The organism is Neisseriaceae bacterium, from assembly GCA_016864895.1.
Classification (GTDB): domain Bacteria; phylum Pseudomonadota; class Gammaproteobacteria; order Burkholderiales; family Neisseriaceae; genus QFNR01.
This window is the reverse complement of the sequence record CP046107.1, coordinates 1,212,055-1,226,549: the sequence shown is the minus strand read 5'-3', so window position 1 is coordinate 1,226,549 and position 14,495 is coordinate 1,212,055. Positions and strand designations below refer to the sequence as shown.

16 protein-coding genes are annotated in these 14,495 nt (G+C 32.3%); 9 read left to right on the top strand and 7 right to left on the bottom strand.

The window, feature by feature from the left end; all coding sequences use genetic code 11:
* Positions 1-71 precede the first annotated feature (71 nt).
* Positions 72-1,313, top strand: coding sequence for a leucyl aminopeptidase (locus GKC53_05250; protein ID QRN41843.1), 1,242 nt, complete (start codon positions 72-74; stop codon positions 1,311-1,313).
* Complete coding sequence (locus tag GKC53_05245) at positions 1,313-1,753, top strand: hypothetical protein (protein ID QRN41524.1); 441 nt, start codon at positions 1,313-1,315, stop codon at positions 1,751-1,753. Before GKC53_05250 ends, GKC53_05245 begins: the two co-directional genes overlap by 1 nt.
* A gap of 216 nt (positions 1,754-1,969) precedes the next feature.
* Here the strand turns inward: GKC53_05245 and GKC53_05240 are convergent, their stop codons facing one another.
* From GKC53_05240 to GKC53_05215, 6 genes are all read right to left on the bottom strand, one after another.
* A complete protein-coding gene (locus GKC53_05240; protein QRN41523.1) occupies positions 1,970-2,839 on the bottom strand; it encodes a hypothetical protein in 870 nt (289 codons plus the stop codon).
* Between the two features lie 25 nt (positions 2,840-2,864).
* The gene (locus GKC53_05235; protein QRN41522.1) at positions 2,865-3,140 is read right to left on the bottom strand and encodes a BolA/IbaG family iron-sulfur metabolism protein; all 276 of its coding nucleotides are present in this window, start codon (positions 3,138-3,140) and stop codon (positions 2,865-2,867) included.
* A gap of 2 nt (positions 3,141-3,142) precedes the next feature.
* On the bottom strand, positions 3,143-3,691 hold the full coding sequence (locus GKC53_05230; protein ID QRN41521.1) for a septation protein A: 549 nt from the start codon (positions 3,689-3,691) through the stop codon (positions 3,143-3,145).
* Between the two features lie 26 nt (positions 3,692-3,717).
* Positions 3,718-4,746, bottom strand: a complete 1,029-nt coding sequence (gene gap / locus GKC53_05225) for a type I glyceraldehyde-3-phosphate dehydrogenase (protein QRN41520.1) — start codon at positions 4,744-4,746, stop codon at positions 3,718-3,720.
* Between the two features lie 264 nt (positions 4,747-5,010).
* Positions 5,011-5,718, bottom strand: a complete 708-nt coding sequence (locus GKC53_05220; protein QRN41519.1) for a tetrapyrrole methylase — start codon at positions 5,716-5,718, stop codon at positions 5,011-5,013.
* Between the two features lie 4 nt (positions 5,719-5,722).
* The gene (locus GKC53_05215; GenBank protein QRN41518.1) at positions 5,723-6,346 is read right to left on the bottom strand and encodes a septum formation inhibitor Maf; all 624 of its coding nucleotides are present in this window, start codon (positions 6,344-6,346) and stop codon (positions 5,723-5,725) included.
* Positions 6,347-6,393: 47 nt separating this feature from the next.
* Between GKC53_05215 and GKC53_05210 the strand changes: the two genes are divergently transcribed.
* The 6 genes from GKC53_05210 (at position 6,394) to GKC53_05185 (ending at position 11,169) form a co-directional block, all read left to right on the top strand.
* On the top strand, positions 6,394-6,888 hold the full coding sequence (locus GKC53_05210) for a DUF177 domain-containing protein (GenBank protein QRN41517.1): 495 nt from the start codon (positions 6,394-6,396) through the stop codon (positions 6,886-6,888).
* Positions 6,889-6,919: 31 nt separating this feature from the next.
* Positions 6,920-7,090, top strand: coding sequence for a 50S ribosomal protein L32 (gene rpmF / locus GKC53_05205; GenBank protein QRN41516.1), 171 nt, complete (start codon positions 6,920-6,922; stop codon positions 7,088-7,090).
* Positions 7,091-7,224: 134 nt separating this feature from the next.
* On the top strand, positions 7,225-8,265 hold the full coding sequence (gene plsX, locus GKC53_05200; GenBank protein QRN41515.1) for a phosphate acyltransferase PlsX: 1,041 nt from the start codon (positions 7,225-7,227) through the stop codon (positions 8,263-8,265).
* A complete protein-coding gene (locus GKC53_05195) occupies positions 8,262-8,681 on the top strand; it encodes a DUF721 domain-containing protein (GenBank protein QRN41514.1) in 420 nt (139 codons plus the stop codon). Before plsX ends, GKC53_05195 begins: the two co-directional genes overlap by 4 nt.
* A 26-nt stretch (positions 8,682-8,707) precedes the next feature.
* Positions 8,708-9,862, top strand: a complete 1,155-nt coding sequence (locus GKC53_05190) for an aminotransferase class V-fold PLP-dependent enzyme (GenBank protein ID QRN41513.1) — start codon at positions 8,708-8,710, stop codon at positions 9,860-9,862.
* A gap of 674 nt (positions 9,863-10,536) precedes the next feature.
* Positions 10,537-11,169: an MBL fold metallo-hydrolase gene (locus GKC53_05185; protein ID QRN41512.1), complete on the top strand. Its 633-nt coding sequence runs from the start codon at positions 10,537-10,539 to the stop codon at positions 11,167-11,169.
* Here GKC53_05185 and GKC53_05180 read toward each other — a convergent pair.
* Entirely contained in the window at positions 11,166-12,050 is an 885-nt protein-coding gene (locus GKC53_05180) for an NAD(P)H-hydrate dehydratase (protein QRN41511.1), read from the bottom strand. The genes GKC53_05185 and GKC53_05180 overlap by 4 nt on opposite strands.
* Positions 12,051-13,599: 1,549 nt before the next feature.
* Here GKC53_05180 and GKC53_05175 point away from each other — a divergent pair.
* The gene (locus GKC53_05175; protein QRN41510.1) at positions 13,600-13,833 is read left to right on the top strand and encodes an EexN family lipoprotein; all 234 of its coding nucleotides are present in this window, start codon (positions 13,600-13,602) and stop codon (positions 13,831-13,833) included.
* The last annotated feature ends 662 nt before the right edge of the window (positions 13,834-14,495 follow it).

The following is a 14,495-nucleotide window of genomic DNA, read 5'->3' as shown; positions in this document are numbered from 1 at the left end:
TGCAAAAAAAAAATGATGCCCCGGATTATTTTTTTAACACATACAATAATCATTGTCATTTAGCATTCTTAATGCTGGACAACTACCAAAAAAGTTTTGACTCCGAAAATGTATTTAAACCTTGCTTTGAATGGATAAAAGGTCAAGATAATTCATTTGTTTTTATACATTTTTTAGGATTAAGTCAAAAAATCATCCAGAATAGTATCGACTTTATTATTCGAACCTACTCCGATTTTAGTTATGAATTTAAATCATTAAAACAAAAAAGTGAAGATCCAAACACAGAAAAAGAAATATTTTTTGTGGTTGAGAATGAAGATATTTACAGAAAAACTTTATCTGATGCCATCATTGTCAATAATAATATAGCCCTAGCAAAGGACTTAGGTAATTTACCAAGCAATATTTGTACCCCCTCATATCTAGCCAACTTTGCTAAAAAAAAGGCTCAAGATCTAAATGTTACATGTCGAATTCATAATAAAGAAAGCATCAAGCAGTTAGGCATGCACTCATTCCTATCAGTTGCTAAAGGAAGCATAGAAGAACCCTATTTTATTGAATTAGAGTACCATGGAAAGGATGAAAATGGCACTAACCCTATTGTGCTAGTTGGGAAGGGTATCACCTTTGATAGTGGTGGTATTTCCTTAAAACCTTCAAAAAATATGGATGAAATGAAATATGACATGTGTGGTGCTGCGAGTGTACTATTAACATTCTTTGCTGCAATCGAATTAAAACTACCTGTTAATCTGGTTGCCTTAGTTCCAACTTGTGAGAACCTGCCCTCAGATAGGGCTATGAAACCTGGAGATATCGTACAAAGCCTAAAAGGGTTATCTATTGAAATTTTGAATACTGATGCAGAAGGTCGCCTAATCTTATGTGACGCTCTAACCTATGCAGAAAAATTTAAACCTCAGGCTGTCATTGATGTGGCAACGTTAACAGGTGCCTGCCTGGTTGCCTTAGGTCAAAATACAAATGGTATAATGGGTAGCGATCAAACCTTGATAGACAATTTATTAGTTGCTGCCCAAAATACCGGAGATAAAACCTGGCAATTACCTTTATGGGAAGAACACCAACAAGAATTAAAAAGTAATTTTGCGGACTTAGCCAATATTGGAGCTAGTGGTTATGCTGGCACGATTACTGCCGCAGCTTTTTTATCTCGTTTCATTGATGCAAAATATTCCTGGGCACATATCGATATTGCTGGTACTGCTTGGAAAACAGCTCCTCAGAAAGGGGCAACAGGTAGACCAATCAACCTATTAATAAACTTTTTAAAACATACAATTTGATGATCCCCGAAATTTATTTTTATATTAAAACTAAAAATAAACTAGTTACCCTTTGTCAGTTGTTACAAAAAATTTTGGAAACAACTGACCATCGGGTTATTATTCTTACTGAAGACAACCTCGAATTACAAGAAGAGTTATCTCATGAACTTTGGTCCATCTTTCCTGATAGTTTTTTAGCTAATGAAATTTTAGCTGGAGATTACCAGCAACCATTTGATACTCCTATATTAATCACTTCATCCTTAGATCGAACTCATGACAGTAATGACGCTCATATTCTAGTTGATTTAACCTTATCAATAAATAATAGTCATTTTTTTGAAAAAATTATTTTCCTTTTTGGAGTTAATGAAATGGAACTAAACATTGCTCGTGAGCTGTATAAGCACTATCAACAAAACAAATACCCAATAAAATATTTCGATATGTCTACATAAGATTAAGAGCAATAAATCATTTTAAGGAGAAAGATAACCTTCTCCCTATTTTTTTAAACCCATGTCTTCATTGATGTTTCTAAAAGCGAGTTATCATTCATACTTGTTTCTACATAGCCTAAAGTATTCACTGATTGTCTTTTCCCCCAATCTAGAATCCATCATATAAAAAGAGAGCGACTGATAAACATCAGTCGCTCTCTCTTGTTGGTCACCTTAGTAGATCTTTACTTTATAAAATTTATTCAACCGCTCAGATTCTTTTTGAAGCTTACTTTGAACCATAAGGGTCTTAATCGAATCCTTAACACTATTAAAACCAGGCATTGTTGCTGTCCTCTTATCAATAACACCAACTACTAAATAGTTACTACCGCTTTTCAAAGGTTTTTTAGTAAATTCACCTTTTTTTAGATTGTAAACAACCATATAGTAATCTGGCAATGCTGCTTGCATATCTTTCAGATTAATATAATAATCTTTGTGCTTCATATTAGAGTCAATAGTATTATATTGCTTGGCAACAGTTGAAAAAGAGACGCCCCTACTTAACTCAGATATGGCTTTTTGAGCAGTAGATAAATCCTTAGTTAAAATCTCCCCTATTTTTACTTCTTGACTTCCTTTATAAAAATCTGCCATTTTATCATAATTAGCTTTGACTTCTTTATCTGTTACTTGATTCTTTTTCATGAAATCTGAAGCATAAATATCAGCAAGTAAAACCTTTTTGTACGATTCAAAATCTTTCTCATATTTAGCACTATTAGTAATACCTTTTCTCTTGGCTTGTGCTTCTACCTCCTTTACTGCATCAATGTATGCCTTACTTTGATCCAATTTCAGCCTTGCACTCTCTTTGATAATGATTTCTCTAGAAATTAATTTTTGTAATACGTCATCTCTTAGTGCTTTATTATCCTTAATTTTCCCACCAGAATTTTTCATAATCAACTTAACTTCAACATCTACTTCTGAACTATCAATATTAGTACCGCCAACTGTTGCAACAGTCTTAGTAAATCCGACACTGGCACATGCTACTAACGTAAGAACTAACCACTTTTTATCCATCGTATTTCCCATAGTTCAAGCTTCTCCTAACTTTATTTTAATTATGATAGTCACGCCACTCTTTTATTGTCATTAATTTTAAACCAAGAGCATGAATCTGTGTTTTTAGTGCACTGGCAAACTTTTGATATATCAAACGATGTCTTTGTACCTTATCTAAATTTTGAAAATCATCTGACACCAAAATTAATTGATAATGAGCACCATTATTCACGTTTCCCGTATGCCCCCTATGATACAAGGAGTTGTCAATTAGTTCCCAATAAAATAGATCAATATCAGATAATATTTCTCTAACATCCTGTTCTGTCATAATTATTTTCGCCCATTTACTTCATCTTTGGGGAAATATTGATATAAGTATATGCCCTGTAATATTATAAACATTACAATCAATCCTGTGGCTCCAAATACTTTAAATGTAACCCATTGATCTATATCAAAAGTAAAAGCAACCCATAAGTTTAATATCCCCAAAAAAATAAAAAATAATATCCAAGCAGAGGTTAATCGATTCCAAATCAAAGTAGGTAACTGTATTTCTTGACCAAAAAGTCTCTGTAAAAAGTTTCTTTTTACTAACAATCCTCCACATAAAACAGTTGCAAAAGTCCAATATAAAACAGTTGGCTTCCATTTAATCCAGTTCTCATCATGTAAAATCAATGTCAACCCGCCAAAAACCAAAATGATTAGCAAATTGAGCATTTGCATCCCATGTAATTTCTTGTATTTTATCCAACAGATAATAACCTGAACAACACCACCAACAATGGCTACAGCAGTAGCCATAAAAATATCTTTTGTAATGTAGTAGATTCCAAAAAATAAAATTAAAACTAAAAAGTCTAGTAAAGCTTTCATATATCGTCAATTCATCTATTGTCTGGTCAATTAAATAAAGTCACTGGCATATCAAACATAGCTCTTGCCGTATTTAACATCTGACAACTAAACCCCCACTCATTATCATACCAAGCCAATACTTTAACAAAGTCTCCATTTGAAACTTTAGTTAACGTCTCATCAAAAATAGAAGCAGTAGTTGTATGATTAAAGTCACTTGAAACAAGAGATAAGGCATTATATCCTAGCACTCCTTTCAATTCATTTTCGGATGCCTGCTTTAAAATTTTATTAACTTCTTCAATACTAGTATCCCTAGCTGCCTGAAAAGATAAATCAACCAATGAAACGTTCATGGTTGGGACACGAACAGAAAAACCATCCAGTCTCCCTTGTAATTCTGGTAAGACTAATCCAAGCGCTTTGGCTGCACCTGTTTTTGTTGGAATCAAATTAGTCACAGCACTTCTGGCTCGACGTAAATCTTTATGTTTCACATCTAATAAAACTTGATCATTAGTAAAAGCATGAATAGTTGTCATCAACCCTTTGACAATTCCTAAACTTTCATGCAACGGTTTAGCAACTGGAGCCAAGCAATTAGTAGTACAAGATGCATTGGAAACAACCAACATGTCTGATTGTAAAACCTGATGATTAACGCCATAAACAACAGTTGCATCAACATCTGCTCCTCCAGGTGCTGAAATTAATACCTTTTTTGCACCTGAATCTAAATGAGCTCGACATCTGTCTTTACTAGTAAATGCACCAGTACACTCCATAACCAGATCAACTTCCAAATCTCTCCAAGGAAGCTCCGCAGGATCACGTGTTGCATAAAAAGGAATTTTGTCACCCTTAATATATAAGTGCCCATCATCATAATCAATATCTTGAGTAAAAAAACCATGTGTCGTGTCATATCGTGTCAAATGAGCATTTGTTTTTGTATCACCTAATGCATTAACAGCAACAATTTCAAACTGATCTCTCAAATTATATTCATAAATTGCCCTTAAAACTTGTCTTCCTATACGTCCATAACCATTAATTGCAATTTTCAAAACCATCTCTATCCTTCGTTTAAATTATTTTAAAACTATTCGAACCTATTCTAAGCTATTTTTATTTTCTTTGTGCAAAAATTTAAAAAATAAACTTAAAATTTCTTTAAAAACATAGGTATAAATTGTAAAAATTAAGTCTTAAGAATTAAAGAGTAATTTTAGATGTATTAGCCGAACTAATGAATCAATTTGATAATTTCCATCTCTGCACATCGCTAATGATAAAAAGCTATTCTATTTCTATATTCGAAATTTTCAACACACAGCTTAACCCAAAACAAATACACAAGGTTGTCTACTTATATTAGGGAACAATTTGACTTTTTTCCAATCTTGAATCGATCTACTCTGTATATTTTCTAATTCATAATCTGTTAAATTGATTGCTAGAGTCATCATTACATTATCAGGTAAATGCTCAATAAGAAACTCAAATAATGACTGATTTCGATAAGGTGTTTCAATAAATAATTGGGTTTCGTTAAAATCTTTTATCCGATGAAGCATTTCCTTGATAGATAACTCTCTTTCATGGTGATCTATGGGTAAATAACCTCTAAAAACAAATCGCTGCCCATTGGCACCAGACCCCATCAATGCCAATAAAATACTACTAGGGCCAACTAGTGGGACAACTTGAAAATTCATTTCATGTGCTAATCTCACCAACCAGGCGCCCGGATCAGCTATTGCTGGGCAACCAGCCTCACTCATCATCCCAATTCTCCCACCCTGATGCAAGAAATTAGCAAAAGTAATTTTATCTAATATTGTGTTCTTATCTAAAACCATCATCTCCAAATCTCTCAATGATTTTTCCATACCTAAAATTTTGAGATGTTTACGAGCAGTCTTAGCATTTTCCACCACAAAATAATCTAATCTTTTGACTAACTCAATATCTTCTGGCAAAAGACACAGCCGACAATTATCAGATAAGGGACTTGGAATCAAGTAAAGTATATGATCTTCCATCAGGTCATATTATACGAAAGCCTTCTTTGAGTAAAGCATCCACTAAAAAATACATGGGCAACCCTATAACTGCATTAGGATCTCTCGTATACATATTTTCAATAAGTATCATACCTAGCCCCTCACTTTTGATCCCACCAGCACAATACAAAGCATCAGGTTCTCTCCTTAAATACCTTTTAATCAAATCTAAAGGTAACGGCCTTATTTTAACGCTTGTTTTTTCAACATGAACATGTTGATTGCTCTTCTCTGTATTCAAAACACAAATACCAGAATAAATATCAATACATTTATCACCCATAAAATTAAGGTTAAATATTGCCCTTTGTTCAGTTAAAGGTTTACCCAACACTTTATTTTCACAAGCAACAACTTGATCTGACCCTATAATCAATGCATTAGGATATTTAAATTTTAGAGCTTGAGCTTTTTCAATTGATAATCTTTGAGAAAGGTTATCTGGCGTCTCATTCGGTAAAATAACCTCATCTACTCTAGAGTCCTCCACTTTAAAGTCAACTTCTAGTTGTTCTAATTGCCTCTTCTTAAACTTTGAAGTCGAAGCTAATATTAGTAGCATGTTATTTTTCATTGTATCAAAAAGCATATCGCTGGATATTGACATAAATAGTTAATGTATAATATTATAAAAAATTTACAATTACAAATAAAATGAAAACTAACTGGGTTATTGATGAGGTTGATGATTTTACTCGTAATAAAAAAGATTTAATTTTTAGCTGTAAAATTTCGGATTTGGGTAAACGAGTATCGTCTAGTGAATTTTTAGCATCTCTTGAAGAAAATGTTTACGGCAAAGTCAAAGGGACAATAGATGAACTAATGCGACCTAGGCTCAGGTTAGAAGTACGAGGTGATATAAAACTGATTTGTCAAATATGCTTAAAGCCTTTTAGTTTTCACGTGGATGAAAAAGTTGATTTAATCATTTTCAACAATGAAGAAGATTTAACAAAAGCGTTAAATGATGATTTCAATATAGAAGGCATTGTTAGTGACAACAATGCAATTGATCTTCTGCATTTAATTGAGGATCAAGTTATTCTGACAATACCCTTTTCACCCCAACATGAAGATTGTGAAAATGAATGTCTTGCAGAAATAAATAAGGATAAACCTAACCCTTTTAGGGTATTAAAAAATTAACCAAAAAATCAAATTTCGTAAGGAGTTTTAAATGGCTGTTCAACAAAATAAAAAATCCCCTTCTCGTAGAGGAATGCATCGCTCTCATGACTCATTAAAAACAATTCATTTGAGCGTTGATAGCAATACTGGAGAAGTACATCTACCACATCACATTTCACCTAATGGAATGTATAAAGGTAAAAAAGTAGTAAAAAAATAAATGCTAATCAAGATCGCTTTCTATTTTAATTGTAGAGATAAAAACTATTCGCTATAATGAAAATAAACAGCCCTAAATTCTAGGTTATGGTTGTTTTTGTTTTATTTTTTTATGATTAATAAGATTGAGTTTATATGGTTACATTATCAGTAGATGCGATGGGTGGTGATGCCGGTTTAGAGGTAACACTACCAGGCTGTAGATTGTTTTTGGAACAAGTTTCTGATGTTCATCTTATTTTGGTAGGGGATGAAACTAAAATTAAGCAAAAAATTAATCAGTACCGGTTACCTAAAGATAAAATCTGCATTCAACACGCATCTGAAGTTGTACAAATGGATGACAGCCCTCAGTCTGCATTAAAAAACAAAAAAGACTCTTCTATGAGAGTTGCAATCAACCTAGTAAAATCACAAAAAGCAAATGCTGCTGTATCTGCAGGCAATACAGGTGCTTTGATTGCTATATCAAAATATGTATTGAAAACGCTACCAGGTATCAGTCGCCCAGCCATTGCCAAGTTTCTGCCAGGATTTCAGGATCAAAAAGTACTTGCTCTTGATTTAGGTGCTAACATAGATTGTACTCCTGAATATCTACTACAGTTCGCCCTACTTGGTTCTGAACTTTACAAAGCAATGATCCCCAAAAATATAAACCCTAGAATCGGTCTAATGAATATCGGTAGTGAAGGAAATAAGGGGAATGAAGTGACTAAAAAAACTTTTGAATTACTCTCCAGAACCGAATTAAATTTTATTGGCAATGTGGAAGGTAATGATTTATTTACAGGTAAAACAGATATCATCATATGTGACGCCTTTGTAGGAAATATTATGCTAAAAACAATGGAAGGTTCTATGCATTTTGTTACTGCAGTACTCAAAAATGAATTCAACAAGAACCTTTTTTCCAAATTAGCTGCACTAGCTTCGATACCCATATTTAATAGAATTAAAAAAGAGTTGGATCCAAGATATTTTAATGGTGCTAACATACTAGGGTTGAATGGAATTGTAGTGAAAAGTCACGGGGGAACAGATGATTTTGGTTTTTCTTACGCCCTAAAAGAAGCTTATCAAGAAGCATTAACGATGAATATAGAAACTTTAAAACACTTTGTATCCACACAATTAGCAAAAATTTCTTTTGTGGAAGATACCTCATCATCATGAAACAAATAAATTTTGCTGACAATAATCAAATTATTCACCAACTCATTCAGAAACAAAAAATATTCAATCAAATTAAGGCTAAAATCCAACCCTTGTTGCCAGCTCATTTTCAGAATCATTTTAATGTAGTTGGTATTAATAATAATCAACTTAGCATTTACGCAGACAGCGGGCTAGTTAATAATTATCTAAAAATGAAAAAGGATGAAATCCTAAAGATTATTCATGAATGGCAAATACAAGATATAAAAATTAAAGTAAGAATTAAATATAACACTAACACAAAAAAAATTCCTGGACCTATCCTCTCTAATAACTGTCGTGACAAATTGTTAACTATTGCTAGCACAACAACTGATGAACAATTAAAAAAATTCTTGTTATCTATTGCTAATAAATATTGGGAGGAAGGATAATACAACACATTCAAAAGGAGTTACCTATGAACGAGAAAATAGCCACTAAAGTTATTCATTCCTCTTACATCCCCGAAGAACATAATCGTGCCCTAATGCCTCCGATTTATCAAAACAGTATGTTTAAAATGCATGAGATAGGAGAAAATATTCCTTTTCGTTATTCTCGTGTTAGCAATCCAACACGCTCTATTCTAGAGAATACAGTAGCTGATTTAGAAAAAGGCTGTGCTGCATTTGCTTTTAGTAGTGGCATTGCTGCTATTGATGCTATTTGGAGGTCTATTTTAATACCCGGTGATACTATTATTGTTACTGCTGATATTTATGGTGGTTCTTATGATTTGCTCACCCAAGTCTACCAAAATTGGGGAATCAATATTCTTTTTGCTGATTTAATAAATCCTGATCACCTACAAAAATTACTCTCTCAAAAAAAAGCCAAACTGGTTTGGCTGGAGACCCCTAGTAACCCTTTATTAAAAATATTAGATATCAAACAATTAGTAGATATTGCAAAAAAATACAATGTACTAGTTGGGATCGATAATACTTTTGCTACGCCTTATTTACAAAACCCTTTAGATTATGGTATTGATTTTATTGCACATTCAGCTACTAAATATTTATGCGGTCATTCAGATGTATTAATGGGAATGGCTGTCGTAAAAGATAAAAGATATGCAGAACTTATTAAAAATATTCAAATTAATACAGGTGGTATTGCAGGACCTGTGGACTGTTCTTTGGTACTAAGAGGCATTAAAACCTTAACCATTCGTATGGATAGACATCAAGAAAATGCTCAAATAATTGCTGAACGTTTGCTAAACCACACTAAAATCTCTCAAGTATATTATCCAGGCTTGACTCATCATCCTCAACACGAACTTGCAAAAAAACAAATGAGAGGATTTGGTGGTTTGGTATCCATTCGTCTTAAAACAGATAGTAGAGAAGAAGCTAATCGAGTTATTAAAAAATTTCAATTATTTCAAATGTCCTCCAGCCTAGGTGGCGTAGAAAGTCTGGTTAACCATTCTGCTAGTCAGTCTCATGGTGAAATGAGTACTGAAGTTAAAAATAATCTAGGTATCACTGAAGGATTACTACGACTCTCAATAGGTATTGAAGATGTTGAAGATATATGGCATGACTTAAAACAAGCATTAGACGAATAGAAAAAATTAACCGTATTCTTACATAATACTAATCATGTATATAGAAAAAACAGTTAAATGGCATTTAACAAAAATTGTAGAATACTCCATCTAAGGTGGTAATTTCTTAGATGGAGATAAAAATTAACTCAAATAACTACAGTAGCTCCTGTTTGTTTTTAAATAGTGCTTTTTCGATTTTTGTGTAAAATTACCCCTTAAGAATACCAGGGAAATTAAATTATATTAATAATATAAAAATACCTAGGCTATTTGGATGTGACATATGCAAAGTGGATCCTCCCCTGTCACGAAGCCAATTGAGTAATAGTGTACATCAAAAAATTCTGCATTGATCAGTACGGGGTGCATAAAATGAAATGCATAAGAAGTAATTTACCTAATAGGTACTAAACTACTATAAATACTCAACTTGTGTGTCAATAACTTCGAATCATTTAAAAGGTATGGCTTATATAATTCATAATGATTTTTGTGTATTAATATATATCCCGCCAAATAGCATATCTTATATTCCTAGTTTATTCACTGATAAATGAAATATACTTGAACAAACTATTAAGAGAAAAGTTTAAAATTACTAAATAGATATATCAATGCATTTATCCCTCTTGTTAGTCTGCACAATATCTGGCATGATTTATAACAGGATTCATATGATAAAGGATAAATTAATGGCATTAAAAGTCCACACTATACCTGTCACAAGTCTTATGCAAAATGCGACCATAGTATGGGATGAAGAAACTAAAGATTGTATTATCTCTGATATGGGAGGCAGTGTAGACAAATTTCTCTCATTCATTAAAGACAATCAGTTACATTTAAATGCCATTTGGCTAACCCATGGACATTTTGATCATATACAAGCAGTTGCAGAATTTTTGCATAAACAAACAGTTGATGTACTAGGCCCTCATCATGAAGATTCATTTTGGATTCAAGGCTTACCCACTGTACTAAAAAATTATGGCTTTCCTCTTAAAGAATCATTTACCCCAACCCGTTGGTTGAAAGAAGGAGATCAATTAAAGATAGGCCACTATCCTTTTATAGTTTTAGAAATTCCTGGTCACACACCTGGACATGTTGTCTTCTATTCAGAAAAAGCAAAATTATTGATTGCTGGGGATGTTTTATTTTTAGAATCTATAGGACGTACTGATCTACCTAAGGGCAATCATCAAGACTTAATAAAGAATATTAAAAATAAATTGTTAATATTACCCGAGGATACTACAGTCATTACCGGACATGGCCCTTATACCACAATAGGGCATGAGAAAAAATATAATCCTTTTTTTTAATAGTGATGATAAGTCAATTGATTCCTAACATCACGAACAGCATCTATAATTTCAGAAGCAGTTAAGCCAATAGGACCAATACGTTTAGATACCAGCCAATCTGCAGCCAAACCATGTAGAAAGACCCCAGCTTTTATACTTTCTGAAATCGGAAAACCTTGAGCTAACAGACTACCCAATATCCCCGATAAAACATCTCCAGTACCTGCTGTGGCTAGACCACTATTACCCGTTTGGTTAATATAAACAGAGTCATCTTTCAAACTATAAACAATAGTTTGATGTCCTTTTAAAATAACGTTTGCACAATATTGTTGTGCTATTTGATAAGCAGATTGTATGCGATCACTTTGTATCTTCTCGACCGTAGTATGTAATAGTCTCGCCGCTTCTAATGGGTGTGGTGTTAAAATATGTTGCGTTGCAGATAGCTGACAAGTTATTTCTCTTTTTGCCAGTAAATTCAGGGCATCCGCATCTAGCACTATAGGAATATTCCATCTCAATAGACTTTGTTGTAGTATTTGTTGTGCTAATAAGCTGTGCCCTAAACCACAGCCAACCACTGCTGCCTGTAACTGAATTTGTTTATTGAAATAGTCTTGATAATTTCTTATCATTATTTCCGGTGAATTGGCAATATAATCAATGGATTGTTTTTTTTCTGACACAAATCCTAAATACACTTTGCCACACCCCATCTTCAAAGCACTTTGTCCAGCTAGTACCAAAGCACCCTGCATTCCCTTACTACCACCTAAAATCACTAAACTCCCAAAAGTACCTTTATGTGAGTCCTCTGCTCGCTCTTTAAACACATTTGGGAATTCACTTTGAAGCCAGTTATGGTCAATTTTTTGAAAAAAAGTATATTGTCTCATTCAAAATATATCTTCTTGAAAAAATTTAAATTACAGTTCTTCCTCATCCACTCACTATCCCAATGATTAAATATCCTTTAAGTAGTTATTAGTATATACAGATTTTTTATTTTATATTCTGTCTTAAGATTATAAAGTAATATCTATACCATATGCATTCCTGAATACTCTAACACTATCATTTAATCAATTCTGAGAATAATCGTGGCACTTTAAACCTAAATCATCAAAAATATAAATTTAAAAAAATTGAATTTAAAATCTGCAATAATGGGATATATTGGAATTCTAAAATGACCATAACCGTAAATATTTATTAAAAATCAAAATACTACAATAATTTACAATGATAAAAAATACAAACATTACTGGTGTTTCAAAAATAGTTTCAATTCATCAAAAATCTTGGACGCATAGTCCTAGTGCACTAATAAAAAAAAAACAATAACCTATGATTGCCAATTTGGTCTTCTATATCTAATGATTACTTCAAGATTTTTTCAACTACCTAAAATTGTTGGAATATTAGTTCTGCTCAGGTACGGCAGCATATAAAATTTACTACATAAATAAATACTGAAACAAGTCACTAAAAAATTATGAAACACCATTAAATACTGAAAAAAAATCAGATATCCTAAAAAATGTAAGTACATTCAAAATATTTTAAAGGAAGTAAAAAATCTATTTAGATGTATTTAATTAATGAAATCAATGATATTAGTGAATACAAAAGTCATGTCAGAACATTCTTGTGACATTGAAAACATTAACAGCTAGGCAAAAAAATAGTCAAAACAGTTCATTCAAATGATTAATACAATATTACGAAATTCTCCATTTTAAATAGAAATCTAAATAAATCGAATAGTTACAATCACTATTGTGACTACATTACTTTTGTAATAGTTGTATTTTTATAATATCGATTGTAAATAATCAGCATATTGTGCTTTAAACTCATGTTGTATGAGAATAAAGTTCTATTATCCCCAGGTTATTGGGCATCAGTATGACTAACTCCAAGGTGTGACTGGGAAAATATTAATCTGCTCAAGACATTATGTTACAGAAATACATAACAATCTCAGAAAAAATAGTGGAATAATGGATAACTCAGCTTGGGAAATTCATTCATAAATTGATTTGAAAAAAATAACTAACTGGGAATAACTAATTCAGCAAAGGAAATTTATTTGTATTAGTTATATTGGAAGTAAGTAATTGCTCTCAATACAGACAAGTATACGTTATAAAATAATTTATGCAAGATAAAGCACTTATGAATAAATAACACATTATCAAAGAGTGTTTAGAAATAAGAATGAATGATCAACTTAACAGTATAATTGTACTAGAGCTAGGGGAATACAATCTGAGATTGATCTAAAAATAATAACTGGTGACAAACAATAAATGGTGAAATATTAATAATGTTTGTCTCTACGCCAATTTGACTCCATGTGTCATAAGGGCTTGCATCACAACATGACAAGATGATTTCTTTTACTGTTATAATGTAAAAAAAGTTCACTGGAAACTAATTTAAATGAAAGGAAAAAAAATGAAGAAACTGAGTCTTTTATTAATTATATGCGCATTAAGTTCTTGTTCTAAATCAGAAAAAATATATACTGTGGATGAATTTATGAATGATGAAGCACTTAGAGAAAAGACATTAAAGGAATGTGAAGATATGAGTATGGGCGATCAATTTAATAGCACCAATTGTCATAGAGCCCGGAAAGCAGAAAATAAAGTTAATATTAAAAACAATAAATAGAAATTCGGAGAGGATAAATAATTTTGTCTCGTTACAAAACTAATTTGATCATATTTTTTAAACAGACTTATGATCACCACGCGGCAAAATGATTTCTTTTGTTATAGTATCCTTATTATTAACGTTATTTTATTTTAGCGTTATTTTTGGGTGACCCCTGTCAAGGGCTACTAGCCATGACAGGCAAGCCCAAGGAACCGGTCAGGGATACAGTGTTTAAGATAGGTGCTTTGATTATTATTGATGTGGTTTCTATCGAATATCAATGGAAAGCCTTATTGACAGTATCGCCAACAGCTTAAAATGATCTTTAGGTATTGGAGCTAATACTTTAAGTGTGTTTATCAAAACTTTAAAAAATTAATTTAGAAATGTTCAATCCCACCTTCATATGTAACTTATTGATACGCAGGTTGTATTGATAAATTTTTACAGATTTTACCCATTATCCGTTATCAACATAACTGTGGTAACCGCGGTAGCCTTGATAGCTGATGAAGTTGTTTTGAAATTTTTATCAGCCGTGAATCTGTTCTTATCATTCCAATCCATTTGCAGAATGTTTAATGCATGGTTTCAATCCGTAGTTTAATAGGAATAAAAAACCAATAATTGTACTGATATTGATGCGTCCTCCCGCCCTAAAAGACGGGGAAGTCGGC